Origin of the sequence: Agrobacterium tumefaciens (genome assembly GCF_013318015.2) — a bacterium.
Taxonomy (GTDB): Bacteria; Pseudomonadota; Alphaproteobacteria; order Rhizobiales; family Rhizobiaceae; genus Agrobacterium; species Agrobacterium tumefaciens.
In genome coordinates, this window is sequence record NZ_CP115841.1 from 1,652,464 (window position 1) to 1,673,206 (window position 20,743).

21 protein-coding genes and 1 pseudogene are annotated in these 20,743 nt (G+C 59.1%); 8 read left to right on the plus strand and 14 right to left on the minus strand.

The features are described from left to right. Positions 1-18: 18 nt before the first annotated feature. Positions 19-1,305 (minus strand): DUF2778 domain-containing protein, encoded by a 1,287-nt coding sequence (locus G6L97_RS08305; RefSeq protein WP_111783550.1) that lies wholly within the window; start codon positions 1,303-1,305, stop codon positions 19-21. A gap of 455 nt (positions 1,306-1,760) precedes the next feature. Here G6L97_RS08305 and pncA point away from each other — a divergent pair, with 455 nt between their 5' ends. Next, entirely contained in the window at positions 1,761-2,387 is a 627-nt protein-coding gene (pncA, locus tag G6L97_RS08310; protein WP_111783551.1) for a bifunctional nicotinamidase/pyrazinamidase, read from the plus strand. A 7-nt stretch (positions 2,388-2,394) separates the two neighbouring features. On the opposite strand, the gene G6L97_RS08315 is transcribed toward pncA, so the two are convergent. Beyond that, positions 2,395-2,631 (minus strand): DUF2164 domain-containing protein, encoded by a 237-nt coding sequence (locus tag G6L97_RS08315; protein ID WP_003513169.1) that lies wholly within the window; start codon positions 2,629-2,631, stop codon positions 2,395-2,397. A 181-nt stretch (positions 2,632-2,812) separates the two neighbouring features. On the opposite strand from G6L97_RS08315, the gene G6L97_RS08320 reads away from it, so the two are divergent. Beyond that, positions 2,813-3,532, plus strand: coding sequence for an AzlC family ABC transporter permease (locus G6L97_RS08320; RefSeq protein ID WP_025594025.1), 720 nt, complete (start codon positions 2,813-2,815; stop codon positions 3,530-3,532). Then, positions 3,529-3,843: an AzlD family protein gene (locus G6L97_RS08325; protein WP_025594027.1), complete on the plus strand. Its 315-nt coding sequence runs from the start codon at positions 3,529-3,531 to the stop codon at positions 3,841-3,843. Before G6L97_RS08320 ends, G6L97_RS08325 begins: the two co-directional genes overlap by 4 nt. Here G6L97_RS08325 and G6L97_RS08330 read toward each other — a convergent pair. Continuing rightward, on the minus strand, positions 3,840-5,681 hold the full coding sequence (locus G6L97_RS08330) for an aminopeptidase P family protein (RefSeq protein ID WP_174002836.1): 1,842 nt from the start codon (positions 5,679-5,681) through the stop codon (positions 3,840-3,842). The two genes, G6L97_RS08325 and G6L97_RS08330, sit on opposite strands and share 4 nt — an antisense overlap. 337 nt (positions 5,682-6,018) lie before the next feature. On the opposite strand from G6L97_RS08330, the gene G6L97_RS08335 reads away from it, so the two are divergent. Then, positions 6,019-6,192: a hypothetical protein gene (locus tag G6L97_RS08335; protein WP_003513176.1), complete on the plus strand. Its 174-nt coding sequence runs from the start codon at positions 6,019-6,021 to the stop codon at positions 6,190-6,192. A gap of 150 nt (positions 6,193-6,342) precedes the next feature. On the opposite strand, the gene G6L97_RS08340 is transcribed toward G6L97_RS08335, so the two are convergent. From G6L97_RS08340 to G6L97_RS08350, 3 genes are all read right to left on the minus strand, one after another. Beyond that, positions 6,343-7,221, minus strand: a complete 879-nt coding sequence (locus G6L97_RS08340; protein WP_111783553.1) for a 50S ribosomal protein L11 methyltransferase — start codon at positions 7,219-7,221, stop codon at positions 6,343-6,345. A 95-nt stretch (positions 7,222-7,316) separates the two neighbouring features. Then, positions 7,317-7,916 (minus strand): cytochrome oxidase assembly protein Sco, encoded by a 600-nt coding sequence (gene sco, locus G6L97_RS08345; RefSeq protein ID WP_003513179.1) that lies wholly within the window; start codon positions 7,914-7,916, stop codon positions 7,317-7,319. Positions 7,917-8,059: 143 nt separating this feature from the next. Then, entirely contained in the window at positions 8,060-8,356 is a 297-nt protein-coding gene (locus G6L97_RS08350) for a hypothetical protein (protein ID WP_236762577.1), read from the minus strand. 85 nt (positions 8,357-8,441) lie between these two features. Here G6L97_RS08350 and G6L97_RS08355 point away from each other — a divergent pair, with 85 nt between their 5' ends. After that, the gene (locus G6L97_RS08355; protein ID WP_003513183.1) at positions 8,442-8,909 is read left to right on the plus strand and encodes a chemotaxis protein CheW; all 468 of its coding nucleotides are present in this window, start codon (positions 8,442-8,444) and stop codon (positions 8,907-8,909) included. Positions 8,910-9,122: 213 nt separating this feature from the next. Here the strand turns inward: G6L97_RS08355 and G6L97_RS08360 are convergent, their stop codons facing one another. From G6L97_RS08360 to gcvA, 3 genes are read right to left on the minus strand one after another with little or no spacing between them, the layout of a single operon-like run. Next, positions 9,123-9,614 carry a CreA family protein gene (locus G6L97_RS08360; protein WP_111783554.1) on the minus strand — a complete coding sequence of 164 codons (492 nt, stop codon included), beginning with the start codon at positions 9,612-9,614 and terminating at the stop codon, positions 9,123-9,125. A 46-nt stretch (positions 9,615-9,660) separates the two neighbouring features. Beyond that, positions 9,661-10,269 carry a 3'-5' exonuclease gene (locus G6L97_RS08365; RefSeq protein ID WP_013636498.1) on the minus strand — a complete coding sequence of 203 codons (609 nt, stop codon included), beginning with the start codon at positions 10,267-10,269 and terminating at the stop codon, positions 9,661-9,663. Between the two features lie 43 nt (positions 10,270-10,312). Continuing rightward, positions 10,313-11,215 (minus strand): transcriptional regulator GcvA, encoded by a 903-nt coding sequence (gcvA, locus tag G6L97_RS08370; RefSeq protein ID WP_003513188.1) that lies wholly within the window; start codon positions 11,213-11,215, stop codon positions 10,313-10,315. A 197-nt stretch (positions 11,216-11,412) separates the two neighbouring features. Here gcvA and G6L97_RS08375 point away from each other — a divergent pair, with 197 nt between their 5' ends. Then, positions 11,413-12,345 carry a DMT family transporter gene (locus tag G6L97_RS08375; protein ID WP_174002838.1) on the plus strand — a complete coding sequence of 311 codons (933 nt, stop codon included), beginning with the start codon at positions 11,413-11,415 and terminating at the stop codon, positions 12,343-12,345. 187 nt (positions 12,346-12,532) lie between these two features. Further along, positions 12,533-13,063 carry a GNAT family N-acetyltransferase gene (locus tag G6L97_RS08380; protein WP_013636501.1) on the plus strand — a complete coding sequence of 177 codons (531 nt, stop codon included), beginning with the start codon at positions 12,533-12,535 and terminating at the stop codon, positions 13,061-13,063. A 4-nt stretch (positions 13,064-13,067) separates the two neighbouring features. Here G6L97_RS08380 and G6L97_RS08385 read toward each other — a convergent pair whose 3' ends face one another. Further along, positions 13,068-13,961: an aminoglycoside phosphotransferase family protein gene (locus G6L97_RS08385; protein WP_111783555.1), complete on the minus strand. Its 894-nt coding sequence runs from the start codon at positions 13,959-13,961 to the stop codon at positions 13,068-13,070. Positions 13,962-14,025: 64 nt separating this feature from the next. Further along, positions 14,026-16,200 (minus strand): NAD-dependent DNA ligase LigA, encoded by a 2,175-nt coding sequence (gene ligA, locus G6L97_RS08390; protein WP_111783556.1) that lies wholly within the window; start codon positions 16,198-16,200, stop codon positions 14,026-14,028. 130 nt (positions 16,201-16,330) lie between these two features. Here ligA and G6L97_RS08395 point away from each other — a divergent pair. Continuing rightward, positions 16,331-16,944 (plus strand): annotated as a pseudogene (locus tag G6L97_RS08395) (LysE family translocator). On the opposite strand, the gene recN reads toward G6L97_RS08395, so the two are convergent. The 3 genes from recN to lpxC form a co-directional block, all read right to left on the minus strand. Next, positions 16,941-18,614, minus strand: a complete 1,674-nt coding sequence (recN, locus tag G6L97_RS08400; RefSeq protein ID WP_003513199.1) for a DNA repair protein RecN — start codon at positions 18,612-18,614, stop codon at positions 16,941-16,943. The pseudogene G6L97_RS08395 and the gene recN sit on opposite strands and share 4 nt — an antisense overlap. 15 nt (positions 18,615-18,629) lie before the next feature. Continuing rightward, entirely contained in the window at positions 18,630-19,496 is an 867-nt protein-coding gene (locus G6L97_RS08405) for an outer membrane protein assembly factor BamD (RefSeq protein ID WP_003513201.1), read from the minus strand. 235 nt (positions 19,497-19,731) lie between these two features. Beyond that, entirely contained in the window at positions 19,732-20,688 is a 957-nt protein-coding gene (gene lpxC / locus G6L97_RS08410; RefSeq protein WP_111783557.1) for a UDP-3-O-acyl-N-acetylglucosamine deacetylase, read from the minus strand. Positions 20,689-20,743: the final 55 nt, after the last annotated feature.

The following is a 20,743-nucleotide window of genomic DNA, read 5'->3' on the forward strand; positions in this document are numbered from 1 at the left end:
CGTCCGGGAAAGCGTAAATCAGGTATCGCTGTCGCGTGAGAACATGCTGAGCAGGGTCTTGCCGCCACTCTTGCCACCGCTGCTTGCGAGCGTCGGGCGACCACCATTCAGCTTCGGCACCACGACCATGCGTTTGACTTCGCCACGTTTGAAGGCCGCAAGGAACCGGGAGTAATCCCGGAACACAACGCAGCCATTCGATTCACCGCGTTTCGCCAGCATATAGGTGTGGGCGAGAAGACCGTCGCGGCCATGCGGATTGACGCCATTTTCCGGTGTCAGACGGATTGCTTCGACGCCATGGAACCGCGCCTCGCGCATCGTCAGACGATAGCTGGAGGGCGGCGTCGAGCCGCGCATTCTCACATGAACATAGTCGGGGTTGTCGCGCATCTTGCCGATGCCCGAATGTGCCTCGAGCTTTTCGCCGTTCGGCATATGAACCAGGCCGGAGGAAATATCGTAGATCGCCGTGCCGTTGCCGCGATCCGGCCACGGAACCGCATCCATCTTGCTCGGCTCGCGCACCGGATTATCAGGTTTTGCAAAGGCGAGCATGCCGGCCGTGCCCTGCCGCGGCTGCTGGGGTGCACGCGCAGGCACCGGCGCATCGAAAGCAGGTGCGGAAGCAACGGCTGCCGGGTGTTCATCGGTCTTCGCTAGAACGGCGGGGCGGGGTGATGGCTCCACCGTTTCGGCAGCCGCAACCTCGGGCCGGAAGCTTGGCAAAGGGACGTCGTCCGGAAGCAGGCTGCTCGCCTCTTCCTCGATCTGCGGGCGCCCTAATGCCACTTCAAATGCCGGATGTTGCGATGCGGCGCTCTGATATGCGACCTCTGTGGTGCGTCCAAGCGCCGAATCGACGATGGCGGAGGGCCGCAGCGCTGCAAGTTCCTTGACTGTCGCCTGCCCCTTCGCGTTCGCAGCCGCGCCAAAACGCTCGCGGAACTCCTTCTCGCCGATTTCGGGCATGATGCCGGCAAGGCGAACCGCCTTCTGCGAGCCATGGCTGTGGTCGCTCAGACGGGAAAATTTGCGGACGTGAATATCCCGTGCGGCTGCGCCGGAAATCGCAGCCTCGCCAGACTCCAGCCTCGCCACCAGCGTCTTCTCAAACTGCCCGACACCATGCGATGCGGCCGCCATCGTGTGAAGCGAGGCGAAGGCAGCGAAGGCGAACAGACCGGCAAAGGCACCACCGCCAAGCAGAGCGGACATTCGGCCAAGAGAAAAGGATTTGCCTCTCTTGAGGCAAGACGAACCGGCAAGACCGGCGCCATTATAAGCCGCAGCAGAATACGCCATGATACTCGTTACTCGAACCGTTCACGCACACCCGGGCAAAGCCGGAGGGATTTTGGGGCATCCGAACAGCGGGTGGACACCCGGCCGATTTCGGAACTGACTGGTTCGAAGCATGACGAATTATGGTAACCAAAGTGTTTACGAGTCCCTGCAAAAATAATTCGTTAAGGTCTGCGCATTATCGGGCGAAGGCAAAACAATGACTTGCGCGGGCTGGGCATGCATCTGCATCGCCTTTTCGCGGAAAATGCCCCGCAGGGCGTCATCGGCCTTTAAAGTTTACGTCGCCGCATCGTCAGGTAAATTCCGACTTTGCCGGAAATTTGCTGTAAATGCGGCAGGACTGCGACGGAGCAAATCTATGCCATCAGCCGTCAAGCACACACAAAGCTGGTAAGGGCACTTGATCCGTTGCTGCCGGCTTGGCATCCTGCCGGAAATAAGGGAGGCAAATCATGAAGGCGCTGCTGCTCATCGATATCCAGAACGGCTTTTGTCCGGGCGGTAATCTGGCTGTCGCCGATGGCGACCGGATCGTGCCCGTCGCCAACGCCCTGATCGACAATGGCGGTTACGATCTGATCGTCGCCTCGCAGGATTGGCACCCGGAAAATCACGGCAGCTTTGCCTCGCAGCATGTCGGCAAGAAGCCGTTCGATATGGGTGAACTCTCCGGCAAACCGCAGATGATGTGGCCGGACCATTGCGTGCAGGGCACGCCGGATGCGGAATTCCATCCCGACCTCAAGACGGAGGCTTTCGACTATATCCAGCAGAAAGGCGAAAATCCCGCCGTCGACAGCTATTCCGCCTTTCGCGACAATGATCAGGGGGCAACGACAGGTCTTGCCGATTATCTGACGCGCCAAGGCGTAACCCAGCTCGACATATGCGGGCTCGCCACCGATTATTGCGTCAGTTTCTCGGTGCTCGATGCCCTCGACATGCTGCCTGGCGTCAAGGTCCGTTTCATCGAGGATGCCAGCCGCGGGATCGATCCCCAAGGTATACAGGCGTCGATTGCGGCCATGCGGGAAAAAGGCGCGACCATCCTCAAAAGCCGCGACATTTTGGACGACTGATGGCCGGTCATCGCAGCCTCGGCTTCTCCAGCACGTCGATATCGCCTGCCGCATCCTCCAGGCGCCGCAGGATCGCGGCATGCGCATCCTTGAGCCCCTGATTGTAAAAGACATATCCGACTTCTTCGGCCAGAAAGTCGACGAAGATTTCCGCCTGCAGCAAGCCGATCTCGGTTTCGGTCTCCCGGGCCAGATACTCCCGAACACGCGCGGCCAGCACTGCCCTGTCCTGCTTCTCCAGCATTGATCCTCCATTATTCAATCGTTTGGGCGGGGAGCAAAAACCGGGTGAGGCCTTCCGTCCGACGTCGCGTATCGGCGTTACCGTAACGGAAGCTTCAAGGGAATCAATCGATCCATTCATGCAATTTGTTTGCCAGCCGGCCGGGACGGCGATAGAGCGGCGGGCAAGGAGTTCCTGAACAATGTCCAATGCAGATTTCCGCGAAGGCCTCAAAAGCGGCTTTCCGATCGCCCTTTCCGCCGCTCCCTTTGGCGCGCTGTTCGGCGCGGTCGCGGTCGATAACGGGCTGAGCGTCGCCGAAGCGACGATCATGAGCGGCACCGTCTATGCCGGTGCCAGCCAGCTGGTCGGCATCGAATTATTCGGCCAGAAGGTTGCCCCCTGGCTGATCGTGCTATCGGTGTTTGCCGTCAATTTTCGCCATATTCTCTATTCGGCCGCCATTGCCAGAATGATTACCAACTGGACTTTCCTGCAAAAGGCCATCGGGTTCTTCGTACTGGTGGATCCACAATTCGCCGAGTCGGTCAGGAAATACGAAAACACTGGCGTGGTCGGTTTTGCCTGGTACATGGGCTTCGCCACGCCGATCTATATTCTGTGGCTGGTGATGACCATTGTCGGCGCATCGCTCGGCAATCTCGTCGGCGACCCGAAAGCCATCGGCCTTGATGTGCTGTTGCCGATCTATTTCATGGGCATGGTTTTGAGCTTCCGCCAGCGGGAGAATTTTTACCCGGTGATGCTGGCAAGCGCTCTTGGCGCAACCGTTGCCTATCACATCGTCGGCTCGCCCTGGCATGTCAGCCTCGGCGCGCTTGCCGGTATTCTCGTCGCAGTCGTCTATCCGCCGAAACCAACCGGCGAGGCCAATTCTGAAAGCAAGGTGGAAACGCCATGAGCGATCTGCTGCACGCCGACACGCTGATCCTGATCGCGCTCGCCACCGTCGCCACCTATCTTACCCGCATCGGCGGTTATGTTCTGATGACGCGGATGAAATCCATCCCGCCGCGCATGGAAGCGGGATTGAACGCCGTTCCCGTGGCGGTTTTGACGACCCTTGTCGCACCCGCCTTTTTTGAAGGCGGATACGAGGTGAAGATCGCAATGGTGGCCGCTCTTCTGGTCTGCCTGCGTTTCCCCGGCCTGACGATGCTGACCATTGGCTGGGCGATCGTTATCGCCATCAGGCACTTTTCTATCCTTTAAGCGTTCCGCGCCAGAGGCTGCGTGGCCGCAACAAGCCACGCTTTCACCTCTTCATCCGCGATCAAAGGCGAGAGCTTTTCCAGAACGCCGGCGTGATAGGCATTCAGCCAGTCCAGTTCGTCGTCGGTCAAAAGTGCCGTGACGACCTGCCTGCGATCGATAGGGCACCAGGTCAGGGTCTCGAAGGACAACATCGGCTGATCGCCGCCCGCGACTTCCGCCGCCTCGCGCACATAGATCAGGTTTTCGATGCGGATGCCAAAAGCGCCGGGGCGGTAATAACCGGGCTCATTCGACAGAATCATGCCCGGCAGAAGTTCCTGCGTCGAAAGCCGAGAAATACGCTGCGGCCCCTCATGCACCGAAAGATAGGAGCCGACGCCGTGGCCGGTGCCATGAGCATAATCCGCACCGGCCTTCCACAGCGCGATACGCGCCAGGGGATCGAGATCGCAACCACGCGTTCCCTTGGGAAACCGTGCGTCGCTGATGGCGATCACGCCCTTCAGCACCAGCGTGAAGAAACGCCGCTGATCTTCCGGGACATTGCCGATTGCCACGGTGCGGGTGATGTCAGTGGTGCCGTTGACATATTGCGCGCCGGAATCGACGAGGAACATCTCACCATCGCCAAGTGTCCGGTCCGTATCGGTGGTGACGCGATAATGGATGATGGCGGCATGTTCGCCAGCGCCCGAAATCGTATCGAAAGACACGTCCTTCAGAGGATTCTGGAGAGACTGCCCCACTTTGGCGCGCGCAGCCTCCAGCGCCTTCACGGCCGCGATTTCGGTAACGCTGCCCGGTTGCTGACGATCCAGCCAGCACAGATATTCAACCATAGCCGCGCCGTCCTGCACATGTGCCGCTGCCGAGCCGGCAAGCTCCGCCGCGTTCTTGCACGCGCGCGGCAAGCGGACGGGATCGGCCTCCTCGATCAAGGTGCCACCCGCCGCCGTAATCGCCCCTGTCAGCGCCACAGGCGTCAGATCGGCGTCCACCATGACGCGGCCCTTGGCGCTGGCAATGGCGTGCAGACGATCGGCGATAGTCGATGGCGGCAATTGCGTCGCCAGCTGTGCCAGATAGGCCTCGGCCTCGATACCGGTCTTGCGTTTGTCGAGAAAAATATCAGCCTTGCCATCCGCATAGATGATGGCGCGGGCAAGCGGATGCGGCGTGTGCGGCACATCGTTGCCGCGAATATTGAAAATCCAGGCAATGGAAGACGGATCTGTCACCAGCAGGGCATCGGCTCCCTTGGCCGACACCGTCTCTGCCAGCGAGGCGATCTTTTCCTTCGCCAGCTTGCCGGTGAAGGCTTCCGGCTGAATGACGACAGGCTCCAGCGGTTCTGACGGGCGGTCGTGCCACAGCGCATCGAGTGGGTTGTTTTCGAGCAGGACGACGGAACCGCCCTTCCCCGCAAGCGCCTTTTCCAACCGCTTCAATTCAGCGCCGGTATGCAGCCACGGATCGATCCCGAGCCGAAAGCCCGCAGCCCCGTGCTCCGACAACCAGACGGAAGGCGGGGCACCGACCAAATCACCACCGCTGAACACCGATTGATCGACCTGCGACTTCAACTGCGTGGTATAGCGACCATCGACAAACACCACCGCCTCTGCGCGCGTTACCAGCGCAATGCCGGCAGAGCCGGTAAATCCGGTCAGCCATGACAGACGCTCAGATGATTCAGGTACATATTCGCCCTGATATTCATCGGCACGCGGCACCAGGAAACCATCGATACCAAGGGCGTCGAAACTGGCACGCAGCGCCTCGACGCGGGCCTTGCCGAATTGCGGCGCGGATTTGTTTTCGAAGGTCTGGAACATGGGCATCTTTCGGGAACTGTCATGAGGAAAGCGGTCGGTAACGCCGTCAAATCATTGGCGCGCAACGACAATGCCATGCCGGCAAACCCGGTTTCAAGCCATATGTGCCATCAACCATTACGACAGGCACGCGCGCTGCCATTTACCCCAAAGGCCGAGAAAAGACGCCGCTAAATTGAGCAATTTTCCCTAAATAAGTAATATTGAAAAGCCGCAGACATGCGAAAAACGCATACCTACCTTGAAGCAAGACCCCTAACCAAACAAAAACACATCGCTTATCTTCAAGCCAACACAGCGAGAGACACACTCTCCTGGCAAACAAGGATTTGAAGCAATGGCAAAATCTTTCCTCCGCACCGCTTTCGATCGCGTCATTGAAGCACGCGAGCGTCAGGTCAGCCGTCATGTCAACGCAGCCCTGCTTAACCTCGACGACAAGTCGCTCGAAGCGCTCGGCATGAACCGCGCCGAACTTCGCCGCACCGCAAAGTCCAGCTACGTATTCTGATCACTTCGGGCGCGGCGATCCTCCCTCCACCGCGCAGGAACAGGAATACGTCGACCCGCTTGAGCGATTCTCCTCCAATATGCTCGCGGGTTTTCAGGCGGCGCGAAAGCGCCGCCTTTTCTTTGTCCGGAAACGAATGCTGCTAAAGCGTCAGTCCTTGCGCAGATGCAGCGTGACCCAGCCATTGCGCCAGATGGTGCGGACGTGGGAGAGCCGCGCGCCATTATAGGCCGCAAGCACCTTCCAGCGCTGCGATGCGAGAATTCCCGACAGGATGACGGTGCCGCCGGGCGCCAGATGCGTGACAAGCTGCGGCGCCATCTTGATGAGCGGCCGCGCCAGAATATTGGCGATGATGAGATCGAACGGGCCGTATTTGCGGAAAGCGTCGGAGTGGAAACCCGGAGCGGTTTCAAGCGCCAGCCCGGAGACGATGCCGTTCAGCCGCACATTCTCCCTGGCCACGCGCACCGCGATGGGATCAATGTCCGTTGCGAGTACCGGAATATAGCGCATCTTGCGCACGGCAATTGCCAATACACCGCTGCCGGTGCCGAGATCGAGCGCATTGCGCACGGTCCGCGCCCGCAGAACATCCTCGATCATCTCAAGGCAGCCCGCTGTCGTGCCATGATGGCCGGTGCCGAAAGCCTGACCGGCCTCGATCTCGATGGCCAGATCGTTGGGCTTGATCTTATCGCGATCATGCGCGCCGTGAACGATGAAGCGCCCTGCCCGTACCGGTTTCAGCCCCTCGAGCGACTTGGCGATCCAGTCGATGTCGGGAACGATCTCCTTTTCGATGGCGAGGCCGGGAAAGGCGGGAGCCAGCAAGGTGTCGATGCGCTCGCGGAATTCGTCTTCCTGCTCGGCCATCAGGTAAACCGAAGCTTCCCAGATGTCGCGTTTCTCATCCACCTCGGTGGTGGCGATCGCGACATCCTCCTCGCCGAAATAGTCCGACATGAGATCGAGGATTTCACCGGCCTTGATTTCGGTCGTGGTGACGTAAAGTCGGATTTCGCTCACGGCAGGCTGCTTTCTCTAGCTAAGGTTCTTAAGGCTTGCCTTTGCCACAAAACCTCCGCCAGTCCAATAAGCCAGGCACAATTATGCCGTCTCGTTCAGCCCTTCAGCAGATTCTGGAGCTTCTGCTCGGCAACATCGGGGTTCTCGCCATAGGCGATGGTGCCGGAAAAACGACCATTGGCGTCAAGCAGGATCACGGAAGCCGTGTGATCCATGGTGTAGTCACCATTCGGATCCTTGTCATCGACCGGCACCTTCTTGGCATAGATGCGATAGCCTTTCAGCGTTTCGGCAATCTTGTCGGCCGGACCGGTGATGCCGGTGATCCGCTTCGAGACGTTGGAGACATATTGCTGCATGAGCTCAGGCGTATCGCGCTCGGGGTCTACGGATACGAAATAGGCCTGCAGCTTGTCGCCGGCCGGGTCTACCTTCTCCATCCAGCCGTTCAGCTCGAACAACGTCGTTGGGCAGACTTCCGGGCAATGGGTGAAACCGAAAAAGAGCGCCGTGGGCTTGCCCTGAAACGCCTTTTCGGTGATCGGCTGACCGTTCTGCGCCGTGAGTTCGAACGGCACGCCATAGGCCGTTTCCACCATTTCCTCACGGGTCTTCGTCATTTCGAGCGTCAACCAGCTGACGACACCGACAAGAACGACCACCACGGCCCACAATACGATGCGAATATTTCTCATTGTCCTAATCCTACCCCCGAAGGCCGGCCGCATGACGTGGGCCTCCATCGTCTGATAACGAACAGCGGTGGCGACGGCAAATCAACTGGGCGTATTTGCCTAAACCGCGCTGATTTGTCACAAAGCCGGGACGGGACGGCAGATTACAGACACCAGGCGATGCCGCTTTGCACGGCGGAGAGGAAAATATCCGTGCCGTGTCGCACCCAGCCATCGAAGGCAAGAAGCACGACGGCAAGCGAAGCCGCTACCGCAAGGCTTGCAAGAATAAACTTCAGCGGATTGGCAACGAGTGTATTCATGCGTCTGTTATAACCTGTTTGCACCGGCACGAAAACCGCCAAAATACTGGGTTTTGCGAGCGCGGCACCGCCAATTGTTAGGGAAAGTTTAAAATCTTGCTGTGCAATATGGCCATAGCGGTTTCTAAGTTCCGACATGATGTCTCCCGGTCCACTCCGGCCACCGCATAAAGCTCAATCATGCATGGGCCTGCCTAAGAGCCGCCAGAGGAAACCTGCCGTCATGTCCAACGCCATCAAGCAATCCGGCGCATATCTCGAAATCGTTTCCTTCCATCTCGGCGGTCAGGAATTCTGCATCGACATCATGGCGATCCGCGAAATCCGCGGCTGGGCGCCGGTTACCCCGATGCCGCACACGCCGCCTTATGTTCTCGGCCTCATCAACCTGCGCGGCGCCGTCATCCCCGTCATCGACATGGCAGGCCGCCTCGGCATGAAAATGACCGAACCCTCCGAGCGCTCCGCCATCATCGTCACCGATATCGGCGGCAAGCTGGTCGGACTTCTGGTAGAACAAGTCTCCGACATGATGACCATCCGCTCCGAAGACCTGCAGCCGGCGCCCGACATCATTCCCGAAGAACAGCGCAACTTCTGCCGCGGCATCGTGGCGCTGGAAAAGAGCATGGTGTGCTTCCTCAACCTCGACACCGTGATTGCCGACGAGCTGGCGCGCGAAGCGGCTTAATAGAGCCGGTGAGGTTTTGATAATATAACGCGCAGGTTCCACAGCTTGCCCTGAGGGGTACGGCAGGGTCGGAAACCTCTCCTCCGTCATGCTCGGGCCTGTTCCGAGCATCTAAAACCTATCGATTTTACGATACGTGATTTAATCCTCGGGACAGGCCCGAGGATGACGTCGCGGGTGAATTATGGTGTCAGCAGTACCAAGGGCAAAGCCTCAAGGCTTGCCCTTTTCCCACGTCACCTGCTGGTTATAGAGAGGCACCGTCGAAATCGCCATCTTGGCCGAGCCATCCTTCAGCTCGCGCGCATGGACCAGATAGATCAGCGTGTCATTCGCCTTGTCGTAAACGCGACTGACGACCAGCTTCTTCCACACCAGCGACATGCCCTGCCGGAACACCTCTTCGCCGCCCTTCGAAAGATCGATATCACCGATTTCGACCGGACCCGTCTGGCTGCACGAAATGGCGTTGTTGGAAGGGTCCTCAAACCAATTGCCATTCTTCAGCCGGTCGATGACGCCACGATCGAAATAAGTGACATGGCAGGTCACGCCCTTGATCTTGGGATCGGCAATAGCCTCGATGACGATATCGTTGCCGACCCAATCGACACCGACCTTACCGACGACCTCCGAATGCGCAACCGTCACCGGAAACAACACCAGAAAGCCTGCAAACAAACCCGAGAGCGTTTTCATCGTCATCGCATGTTCTCCGTTATGCTACTTCAAACATAAGTGCCGGGAACGGTTACGCAACCCGCGAGACAACACGTTTTTTCATGCTGCACGGCTGATAGCCCGTGGAAGTGAGACGGCCGGCAACCATGCCGATCTTTTCCGGCAGGTCACGGATATGGTCAACGCGCAACGCCCTGGCCGCCGCAATCGATGCCGCAGCGCAGACGACAGCATCTTCGGCGGCGTTATGGTGCACGAAACGCAGCTGGAGGTGATGGGCAATCACATTCAGCTTGTGCGACGCCAGCTGCGGCCAGACATGGCGGGCAATCTTGACGCTGCACAGATAGGAAAGATCAGGATAGGACTGCCGGTATTTGTCGAAGGATGCCCGCATGACGCTGAAATCGAAGGCGGCATTGTGGGCAATCATCGTGGCGCCGTGGAAATCGTCGATGAATTCTTCCATCACATCAGGGAATTCCGGCGCATCCTCTACATCGGCAGGGCGAATACCGTGCACGGCAATATTGAAGGGCGAGAACCGCATGTCCTTCGGCCGGATGAGCCGTTCCTCGACGCGAACGATCTCACCGTCTTCTATCCACGCAAGCCCGATGGAGCAGGCGCTACCCCGTTCCTCATTGGCGGTCTCGAAATCGATGGCGATGGTTTTCAAGAGTGATTCCCGTTGTTTCATTCCGGCATAGACCGGATTGGCGTCAAAGAGAACCGGCTTCGGTAGACCCCGCTTCCGCAAGCATCCAGTCAAGCAACCTCACAAGATCGGGATTATCAAGCATGCGCCGCGGATAAACCAGGAAATAGGCAAGCGTGCTGGCAATGTCCGTGCCGAAGGGAGCTATCAGCGCTCCCTCGGCAAGTTCGCGGGAAACAAGCGAGCGTCGCGTCAGCGCAACACCATGCCCGGCCTTGGCCGCGTCCAGCGCGCCGTTGCTGTCGATGAACACGGTGCCCCCGGAAGCATCGACCTCTGTAGCCCCCGCCGTTTCCAGCCAGCGCCGCCACTCGTTGCGGTTTTCATCGTGCAGAAGCGGCACGCATTTCAGATCACCGGCCACCCGAAGCGGGCCATATTTTTCAAAAAGTTGTGGTGAGCAGACCGGCAAGGTGCTGTCGTCTATGAATCGGATGCTTTCCAGCCCTTCATAGCGACCAAAACCGTGACGCACGGCCAGATCGACATCGTCCCTTGAGAAATCCACCAGCCGGTTCGTCACGCTGATACGAACATCGACTTGCGGATGTTGTTGCTGAAAGCCGGGCAATCTCGGCATCAGCCATTGCACCGCAAAAGTTGGCGTGCAGCTTAACGTCAAGACCGTAATCTCTGATCGCGCCGTCAGTTCCGCCGTCGCCTCGCGCATCATCCGGAATGCGGTGCGAAGGGAACCGTAATACCGCTCCCCTTCCCTCGTCAGCTGGATGCTGCGCGGCTTGCGGACAAACAGCTGCACGCCAAGGCGGGCTTCCAGCTCCCGGATTTGCAGGCTGACCGCGCCGGGGGTGACGTTCAACTCGTTGGAGGCAAGCGTGACACTGCGGTAGCGCGCCGCAGCCTCAAAGGCCTGCAATCCTTTCAAGGAAGGGAGTTCTGCAACCATGGTTTAGCTGAGCTCAATTATCCGACGAGAAACTATCGTTTGAAAACAGCATAATATGAGGAGTAAATAGATGCAACGGGCACGGACGGAACCAAGATTGCCAGACGACTGATTGAGCTAAACTCAACCGATATCGGGTGGCTGAACGTGGCGTTCTCTGTGACTATTTCAATTTTCCAGCGGTGGGAGAGACGAAGGTGGCAATACAAAAACAGATGGATGCCAGCGAATGGGGGATGCTTGTGGCGCTCTCGCTGCTGTGGGGCGGATCGTTCTTTTTCATCGGCATTGCCGTCAAGGAACTGCCGCCCGTCACCATCGTCACGCTGCGTGTCAGCCTCGCTGCCACGGCAATGCTGATCGTCTGCCGCATCATGGGCCTTCATCTGCCACGGCAATGGGCCGTATGGCGCGCCTTTTTCGGCATGGGCCTGCTCAACAACATCATTCCCTTCTGCCTGATCGTCTGGGGCCAGACCCATATTGCCAGCGGGTTGGCCTCGATCCTCAATGCGACGACGCCGCTCTTTACCGTCATCGTCGCCCATTTCCTCACAGCCGACGAGAAGATGACGGGCAACAAGCTGGCGGGTGTTCTCATCGGTTTTGCCGGCGTGGCGACGATGATCGGCCCGGCAGCCTTTGGCGGTGCGATCTCCGGCCTCTGGGGTCAGATTGCCATTCTCGGCGCAGCGATCTCCTATTCTTTCGCGGGCATATTCGGCCGCCGCTTCAAGGCCATGGGCGTGCCGCCACTGATGACCGCCACCGGCCAGATATCGTCTTCGACACTGATGCTGATCCCCGCCGCGCTCCTCATTGACAAGCCTTGGACGCTTGCCATGCCGAGCCTCGGCACCTGGGGCGCACTCATCGGTATCGCGCTCTTGTCCACGGCCCTGGCCTACCTCATCTTCTTTCGCATCCTTGCAACTGCCGGCGCCACCAATCTCGCGCTCGTCACCTTCCTCATTCCCGTCAGCGCCATCCTTCTCGGTTCGCTCATTCTCGGAGAACAGCTGGAAATCAAGCACTTCGCTGGAATGGCGATGATTGCCGCCGGCCTTGCCGCGATTGACGGCAGGCTGCCGGCGAAACTAAGAGATTTCCTGCGCAAGGCCCCCGCTTGACAGTGACAGTTCGTAAAAGCATTCTCGCCATCATGATCGCTATCAAAACGACGACCACCCGCCATATGACGATGACCGGTCAACCGGCAGGGAAAGGCATGTCCGCGCACTGAGCGATCAACATCCACCCCTGCCGATAAGAGCAGGGGTGTCACGCCTGCTCCGAACGCGCCACAAGGAGACAGGCATGAACATGAAACCAGCGGATATTACAAACAAGCCATTTGATCTAAAGGACGTTGTCCTGCGCGCCACCCGGCTTGAAGACGTCGAAGCCTTGACGGAAATGCTCAACCTTCCCGGCGTCCGGCACGGCACCCTTCGGCAGCCTTTCCAGACGATTGAAAAGACGAGGAAATCGATAGAAAACCGAGCCCCTACCGACATCGTCATCGTCGCGGAGTGGCACGGAAAACTCGTTGGTAACGCCGGATTATACCGCAGAGCGGGCAGACAATACCATGTCGCCGATCTTGCGATGTCCGTTCACGACGATTTTGCCGGAAAGGGCGTCGGTTCAAGGCTTCTGACGGCGCTCATCGACGCGGCCGACAACTGGCATGATATCCGCCGCATCGAACTGAATGTCTTCACCGACAATCTCGCCGCCCTCCGGCTCTATGAGAAACTCGGTTTCGAACGCGAGGGCACCTTGCGCAACGATGCCTATCGCGACGGCAAATATGTGGATGCCTACGTCATGGCGCGTCTGCGCTGATGTTTCAGGCGGACAAATGATCGGCAATCACTTCCCGAATGGTCCGACGTGACCATTCGGCCAGTTTCTCATCACGTCCACGTTGAGCCTCAAGCGTGATCAACGCCTTCCACAGCGCCCAGCCGCGCCCGCGCTGCCATGTGGCATTGTCGAGATCCATCGCCTGGCGAAAGACGTTCCGGCTTTCGGCGTCGAGCACGTTCCATGCCAGAATGAGATCGGAAGATGGGTCTCCGACGCCGGAACTGCCGAAGTCTATGACGGCTGAGAGGCGGCCATCTCTCACCAGCAGATTGCCTTCGGCAATATCGCCATGCACCCAAACGCCCTGGCCCTGCCAGCTGCTCGAAAGAGCAAGCTGCCATATTTCCATGGCCAGCCTCTGATCGACCTCATCGGCGAGGCGCAACGTCGCCGCCCTCGCCTCGCCGTCATAGACCGCAAGCGACCCACCGCGGTGGAAATTTTGCTCGCCCGCAAGCGGACCATCCGTCGCATCGATGCCCTGCAGGGATTTCAAAAACGCTGCTACGTCGACGGCTATTGTTGCGAGATTTATATGCCCAAGATGCCGGGCGAGAGGCTCGCCATCAAGCCAGCCATAAACGGACCATGGAAACGGATAATCTTGTCCCGGCTCCCCAATCGCAAATGGCTTTGGGATCGGAAGAGGCAAAAGAGGCGCAAGCTTCGGCAGCCAGCGATGCTCCTTCTCCACCTGTGCCACATAGCGGCCAGCGCTCGGCAGGCGAACGAGCATATTATCACCAAGGCGGAAGCTGCGATTATCCCAGCCGCTCAGTTCCACTGGCCTGACATCAAGCTCCGCCCATTGCGGAAACTGGCTTGCGATCAGCGCTCGCACCTGCTGCCTAGAGATGACGATGCGGTCATCCATGTCCCGTCCCCCGTTTCAGGATGAGACCCATAGCGGCGCGAAACAACGAGGCGATGACGGTGCTTCAGCCACCGATCAGCGCCAGCCACTCGTCCTCGTCCATGGTCTGAACGCCCAGCTCCGCCGCCTTGGCAAGCTTGGAACCTGCCCCCGGCCCGGCCACCAGAATATCCGTCTTCTTCGATACGGAGCCGGCCACCTTGGCGCCCAGACTTTCCGCACGGGCCTTGGCCTCGTCGCGCGTGAATTTTTCCAGAGACCCCGTAAAGACCACCGTCTTGCCCGCTACCGGGCTGCCTTCGGTCGAGGGCTTCTCGGCCTCCTTCGGCCGCAGCTCCCGTATCAGCCGGTCGATGACATCGAGATTGCGCGGTTCCTTGTAGAATTCGATGATGGCGCGCGCCACGACCTCGCCGATGCCATCGATACTGTTGAGTTCGGCCCAGGCATCGCTCGCCGGGTCGGCTGCCGCCTTCATGGCTTCCTCGAAATGCTCATAGGTGCCATAGGAACGCGCTAGAAGCTTCGCCGTGGTTTCACCGACATGACGAATGCCGAGAGCGAAGATAAGCCGATGCAGATCGATCTCGCGGCGGGCATCGATGGCATCGAACAGTTTCTTGACACTGACCTTGCCGAAGCCATCTATGTTTTCGAGCTTGGTAAGATGCGATGCCTCCTGCCGCGCCTTCAGCGTGAAAATATCAGGCGCGGTCTTGATGGAGAGGGCCGGATCCTCGCTTTCGAAGAAGAAATCGATCTGCTTGGTACCCAACCCCTCGATATCGAAGGCATTGCGCGAAACGAAATGTTTCAGATGCTCGACCGCCTGCGCCCGGCAGACGAAACCGCCGGTGCAGCGCGTGACCGAATCGAGCTTGCCGGTCTTTTCATTGCGCTCCCGCACCGCATGGCTGCCGCACACAGGACATTTCTCCGGAAACGCATATTTCACCGCCTCAGCCGGTCGCTTCTCCAGAAGAACATCCAGCACCTGCGGAATGACATCGCCTGCACGCTGCACGATGACAGTATCGCCAATGCGGATATCATGATCCTCGGGCCGAATGCGCTCGCCGCTATTGCCGATACCCTCGATGTAATCGGCATTGTGTAGCGTCGCATTGGTGACGACGACGCCGCCGACGGTAATCGGGGTGAGACGCGCAACCGGTGTCAGCGCGCCGGTGCGCCCTACCTGGATTTCAATGTTCTCGACCGTGGTGAAGGCCTGTTCGGCCGGGAACTTGTGTGCGGTGGCCCAGCGCGGGCTGCGCGAACGGAAACCCAGCCGTTCCTGAAGGTCCAGCCGGTCGACCTTGTAGACCACGCCGTCGATATCGTAATCGAGATCGGGTCGCGCGACGCCGATTTCATTATAATGTTCAAGCAATTGTTCGGCAGAGGTGAATCGCTTCATCAGCGGATTGACCGGGAAACCCCATTCCCGGAATTTCTCGACGATACCATATTGCGTGTCGGCAATCCGCGTCGGCTGGCCGCCATTGGAGACCTCGCCAAGAGCATAGGCAAAGAACCGCAGCTTGCGTTTCGCCGTCACATTGGCGTCAAGCTGGCGCAGCGAACCGGAGGCCGTGTTGCGCGGGTTCACGTAGGTCTGCTTGCCATCGGCCTCCATCTGGGCATTGAGCGCCATGAAGTCGCTCTTGGCCATATAGACTTCGCCGCGCACCTCCACCACATCGGGTACATCGGCAGGCAGCTCGTTCGGAATTTCCTTGATGGTCTTGATATTGGCGGTGACGTTCTCGCCCGTCGTGCCGTCGCCACGTGTTGCTGCCGTCTTCAGCTTGCCGTTCTCGTAGCGGATGGACATGGAAAGTCCGTCGATCTTCGGCTCGGCGGTAAAGGCAATCGAACCATCCGGCAGGTGCCCGAGGAAGCGGTAAACCGAACTGACGAAATCGCGCAGATCACCTTCAGAAAACGTATTGTCGAGTGAAAGCATCGGCCGCGCATGCACGATGGGCGCGAAGGTGGGAAGCGGCGTGAAGCCGACTTTCTTCGACGGGCTGTCGGCCCGCACCAGCGCCGGGAAAGCCGCCTCTATGGCATCGTTGCGCCGCTTCAGCGCATCGTAGTCCGCGTCCGAAATTTCCGGCGCGTCCTTGCCATGATAAAGCGCATCGTGGCGGGCAAGCTCGGCTGCCAGAAATGCCAGCTCGGAAGAGGCCTCAAGCTCGGTCAGGTTTTCGACGGGAATCTGGTCTTTCGACATGGAAGAAGCCTCACGGATGAATCTGCAATGCTTTTAGCGAATTATTGGCAAACGCAAAACCATCCTCGCTTTTCAACAGGCGGGAATCCGCTATTCTGAGCATCCGGATGAAACAGAAGCCGGAGCCCCCATGGAACTCACCACCCTCATTGCCTTTGCAGCAGCCTTCTTCGTGTTCGCGGCCAGCCCCGGCCCTGACAATATGACGATCGTCGCCCGCACCATCACCCATGGTGCCGCCTCCGGCCTCGCCTATGGGGCCGGAACCGTTGCAGGAATATTGATATTCCTCACGCTTGCAGCCTTCGGCCTGTCGATCCTCGCCGCCGAAATGGGAACGGTGATGGCGGTGCTGCGCTATGGCGGCGCGGCCTATCTCATCTGGATGGGATTCAAACTCTGGACAGCGGAACCTGTGGTTCCCGATCTGCAACCCATGAATGGCCGCCATAGTCTTCTTTCGATATTCGCCACCGGAACTGCACTCAATCTCGGAAATCCGAAAATGCCGCTCTTTTACGTGGCATTGTTACCGAACGTTGTCGGCACCTCGCTGACGGTCGATCACCTTCTGGCGCTGGCATCCGTCATCGTCGTGGTGGAGGGGGTTGTGATCGGCGCTCATGTGGTTCTGGCTGTGCGGGCAAGAAAGCTGCTGCGTGAGCCAAGAACGTCCGCAGGGTGAACCGGGCTGCGGGCGGCGTCATGATCGGCTCCGGCGTGGCGGTGGCCGTCAGCCGTTAATCCTTGGCGGCAAGCAGGCGGGCGGCGGCAGCCCTCGCCTCATCTGTCACCGAGGCACCGGCAAGCATGCGGGCGATTTCTTCGGTGCGATGTTTCGGCTCCATGGTAGCGACACGCGTGGCGATGCGCTCGGTACCGTCGCCGGAGGGGCCTTTGGAAATGAGAAGATGTGTGGCCGCCCGCGCGGCCACCTGGGGCGCGTGGGTGACGGACAGAACCTGCACGGTTTTCGACAGACGACGCAGCCTCTGGCCAATGGCATCTGCCACAGCGCCTCCAACGCCCGTGTCGATTTCGTCGAACACCAGTGTCGGTGCCGAACCACGATCAGCCAGCGCGACTTTAAGCGCCAGCAGGAAACGGGACAATTCGCCGCCAGAAGCGACTTTCATGATCGGGCCGGGCCGCGTTCCAGGATTGGTCTGAACGTGGAATTCCACGATGTCGATACCGTCAGCCGTCGCTTGCTCCGGGTCGGAGCTGACTTCGACGGTAAAACGTGCCCGCTCCAGCTTGAGCGCCGGAAGCTCCGCCATGACAGCTTCGGAAAGCGCATTCGCCGCATTGTGGCGTTTTTCGGAAAGCGATTTGGCCGCGTGGTCGAAATCGGCTTTCACAACGCCGAGGTTGGCTTCAAGTTTGCCGAGCTTTTCTTCGCCCGCATCGAGGTCGGCGAGATCCGCGACCATTTTTTCCGCGAGCGCCGGTAGATCAGGCACCGCGACATTATATTTGCGTCCGGCGGCGCGTAGCGCAAACAGCCGTTCCTCCACCCGCTCCAGCTCGCGTGGATCGAACTCGGTGCGGCGAAGTGCGGCCTCCACTTCCATCTGCGCGTTGGAAAGGCTGTCGAGCGCGGCATCCAGCAATTGCACGGTGTCTTCCAGCAATCCCGGCGCCTCGTGGCTCTTGCGTTCCAGGCGCCGCATCATGGATGCGATCATGGGCACTGGCGAGGCGTTGCCGTTCAGGAACTCGCTCGCTTCGGCGATATCACCGGCAATACGTTCGGATTTCTGCATCACCGCCCGACGTTCGGCAAGCTCCTCCTCCTCGCCGTCGCGCGGCGAGAGCACCTCAAGCTCCTCGACGGAGGAACGCAGATAGTCCGCCTCTCTGGCAGCAGCCTCAACCTTGGCACGATGGGTTTTCAATGCCCGCTCGGCGTCCTTCCATGTGCGGTAGAAACCCTGAACGGCACGGGCATCGTCGCTAAGCCCGGCAAAAGCATCCAGCAGCGTGCGGTGGGCATCGGTATCGACAAGGGCGCGGTCGTCGTGCTGGCCGTGAATTTCGACCAGTAGCTGCCCCAGCTGACGCATCATCTGCACGCTGATGGCCTGATCGTTGATATAGGCCTTGGTGCGTCCGTCTGCGGATTGCACCCGGCGGAAAATCAGGTCGCCATCGTCATCCAGACCGTTTTCGCGCAGGAGATGCCGTGTGGGGTGGCTGTTCGGAACTTCGAAAGTGGCAGTGACCTGCCCCTTCTCTTCCCCGTGGCGCACCAGGCCGCCATCACCGCGGCCCCCGAGGGCCAGCGACAGGCTGTCAAGCAGAATGGATTTGCCCGCGCCCGTCTCACCCGTCAACACGGAAAGGCCCGCCTCAAAGCCGAGGTCGAGCCTTTCAATCAGAACGATGTCACGAATCGAGAGCTGGACCAGCATGGCCTATGCCCTGTCTCAGGCGCCGATAAGCTTCTTGCCGGCGCGCGAAATCCAGGACCCCTTGTTTTCACGCGGCTCCAACCCACCGCCCTTCAGCAGCTTGTAGGAATCCGCATACCATTGGCTGTCGGGATAGTTGTTGCCGAGAACGGCGGCCGCAGTCTGCGCCTCGTCGGAAAGACCCATCGCATAATAGGATTCCGTCAGACGGGCCAGCGCTTCCTCGATCTGGTTGGTGTTCTGGTATTGCTCGACGACGATACGGAAACGCGAAACGGCGGCGAGATATTCCTTGCGCTCAAGGTAATAACGGCCGACCTGCATTTCGCGGCCGGCGAGCTGGTCGCGGGCGAAACGGATCTTGGCCTGCGCGTCGGCGACATATTCCGAATCAGGGTAGTCGTTGACCACCTTGCTCATCGCCTCGACCGTGCGCTGCGCGGCGCGCTGGTCCTGCGTCACGTCGGAAATCTGCTTAGAATAGGCAAGACCGATCATGTACTGAACGTAGGCGGCATCCTTGGAGCGCGGATATTGGCGCAGGAAGCGGCTGCCCGACGCGATGGCCACGTCGTTCTTGTTGGTGCGAGTGGCGATGAAGGTCTGCATCACAAGCGCCTTCTGGCCCCATTCGGTGAAGGGATATTGCTTGTCGATCGCCTCGAACTTGCGCGAGGCTTCCGTCATGTTGCCGGCGTTCATGTTGGCAAGCCCCTGCTTGTACAGAACGTCTGGCGGATCGGTCTCGACGCCGAGCTTGGTAATGTCGATATCCGGATCGGACTGGCAGGCCGTGACGGCAACACTCGCACCGACCAACATCAACGAAACGGCGATCCCCCGCATCGTACCCTTCATTGCACCAGACCCTACATGCTTCATTCGACAGTTCCCACTTCCCGCGCAAATACATAAGCATCGGCTTTGCACTGGCGTTTCTAGCCATAAAAGCATCTGCAGGGCAACGCAATGATGATGCATTAACGCATTTTTATGGCATCGGCCCATGCAATCGCATGAATATCAGGCGGTATGACAAAACATCCCGCCCCTCATCGTGAAAAAGCCGCCCCGAAACGGAGCGGCTTTTCCTGTCAATCAATAGCCTGCAACAAACTCAAGCGGACCAGGGTGCAAATTCCGGCATGTTGACCGGAACGAATTCGCGGGCACGTACCTGGTTGCGGGCGGCCGGAGCCTCCACGATCTCATAGGCCGAGCGGTCGCTCAGCAAAGCCCTCAGCGCGTTGGCATTGACCTTGTGGCCGCCGCGATAGGAGCGATAGCAACCGATGAACTGCGCACCGGCAAGTGCAAGGTCACCCACGGCGTCCAGCGTCTTATGGCGAACGAATTCGTCCTTGGCATAACGCAGGCCTTCCATGTTGATGACGCTGTTGTCGTCGGAAATGACAACAGAGTTTTCAAGCGAGGAGCCGAGTGCGTAACCGGCAGCCCACAGGCGCTCCACGTCACGCATGAAGCCGAAGGTGCGGGCGCGCGAAAGCTCGTTCTTGAACGTATCCGCCGTCAGGTCGCCCTTCCAGGACTGCTTGCCGATTAGCGGCGTGTCGAAATCGATATTGACCTCGAACCGCGTGCCGTCGTAAGGGCGGAACTCCGCCCAGGATGCACCCGAATCGATGCGCACCGGCTTGATGACGCGGATATAGCGGCGCTTCACACCAAGGTTCTTGATGCCAGCCGATTCGATCGCATCGATAAATGGCGCAGAGCTGCCGTCCATGATCGGCACTTCCGGACCGTCGACCTCAACGACGAGGTTATCGAGGCCCATGGCGTAGATGGCGGCCATGACGTGCTCGACCGTTGCCACTGACTGGGATAGCGAGCGGCCGAGCACGGTGCACAGATCGGTATTGCAGACGTTGGAAGACACCGCCTTCAACTCGGTTACGCTGCCATTTTCATGAAGGCGCTGAAACACGATACCCGTTCCGGCTTCTGCGGGCTGGAACGTCATCGAAGCCGGATTGCCGGAATGCACGCCAATGCCCTTGAGCTGAACTGCATTTGCGATAGTCGTCTGAAATCCGAGCAGTCCGATAGTCATGCGTATATGCCTTGTTTTGAAAACCGCGCCGTATGTTCAGCGCCGTTCAAGTTTT

Bases quoted from the DNA above. Each gene is read 5' to 3' on its own strand.
- G6L97_RS08330 (WP_174002836.1), bottom strand. From the start codon at position 5,681: ATGTTCCAGACCTTCGAAAACAAATCCGCGCCGCAATTCGGCAAGGCC.
- G6L97_RS08315 (WP_003513169.1), bottom strand. From the start codon at position 2,631: ATGCTGGAGAAGCAGGACAGGGCAGTGCTGGCCGCGCGTGTTCGGGAG.
- recN (WP_003513199.1), bottom strand. From the start codon at position 18,614: ATGCTGGTCCAGCTCTCGATTCGTGACATCGTTCTGATTGAAAGGCTC.
- lpxC (WP_111783557.1), bottom strand. From the start codon at position 20,688: ATGACTATCGGACTGCTCGGATTTCAGACGACTATCGCAAATGCAGTT.
- G6L97_RS08385 (WP_111783555.1), bottom strand. From the start codon at position 13,961: ATGGATGACCGCATCGTCATCTCTAGGCAGCAGGTGCGAGCGCTGATC.
- pncA (WP_111783551.1), top strand. From the start codon at position 1,761: ATGAAGGCGCTGCTGCTCATCGATATCCAGAACGGCTTTTGTCCGGGC.
- G6L97_RS08305 (WP_111783550.1), bottom strand. From the start codon at position 1,305: ATGGCGTATTCTGCTGCGGCTTATAATGGCGCCGGTCTTGCCGGTTCG.
- G6L97_RS08355 (WP_003513183.1), top strand. From the start codon at position 8,442: ATGTCCAACGCCATCAAGCAATCCGGCGCATATCTCGAAATCGTTTCC.
- G6L97_RS08360 (WP_111783554.1), bottom strand. From the start codon at position 9,614: ATGACGATGAAAACGCTCTCGGGTTTGTTTGCAGGCTTTCTGGTGTTG.
- sco (WP_003513179.1), bottom strand. From the start codon at position 7,916: ATGAGAAATATTCGCATCGTATTGTGGGCCGTGGTGGTCGTTCTTGTC.
- G6L97_RS08335 (WP_003513176.1), top strand. From the start codon at position 6,019: ATGGCAAAATCTTTCCTCCGCACCGCTTTCGATCGCGTCATTGAAGCA.
- ligA (WP_111783556.1), bottom strand. From the start codon at position 16,200: ATGTCGAAAGACCAGATTCCCGTCGAAAACCTGACCGAGCTTGAGGCC.
- gcvA (WP_003513188.1), bottom strand. From the start codon at position 11,215: ATGGTTGCAGAACTCCCTTCCTTGAAAGGATTGCAGGCCTTTGAGGCT.
- G6L97_RS08350 (WP_236762577.1), bottom strand. From the start codon at position 8,356: ATGTCGGAACTTAGAAACCGCTATGGCCATATTGCACAGCAAGATTTT.
- G6L97_RS08380 (WP_013636501.1), top strand. From the start codon at position 12,533: ATGAACATGAAACCAGCGGATATTACAAACAAGCCATTTGATCTAAAG.
- G6L97_RS08325 (WP_025594027.1), top strand. From the start codon at position 3,529: ATGAGCGATCTGCTGCACGCCGACACGCTGATCCTGATCGCGCTCGCC.
- G6L97_RS08405 (WP_003513201.1), bottom strand. From the start codon at position 19,496: ATGAAGCATGTAGGGTCTGGTGCAATGAAGGGTACGATGCGGGGGATC.
- G6L97_RS08320 (WP_025594025.1), top strand. From the start codon at position 2,813: ATGTCCAATGCAGATTTCCGCGAAGGCCTCAAAAGCGGCTTTCCGATC.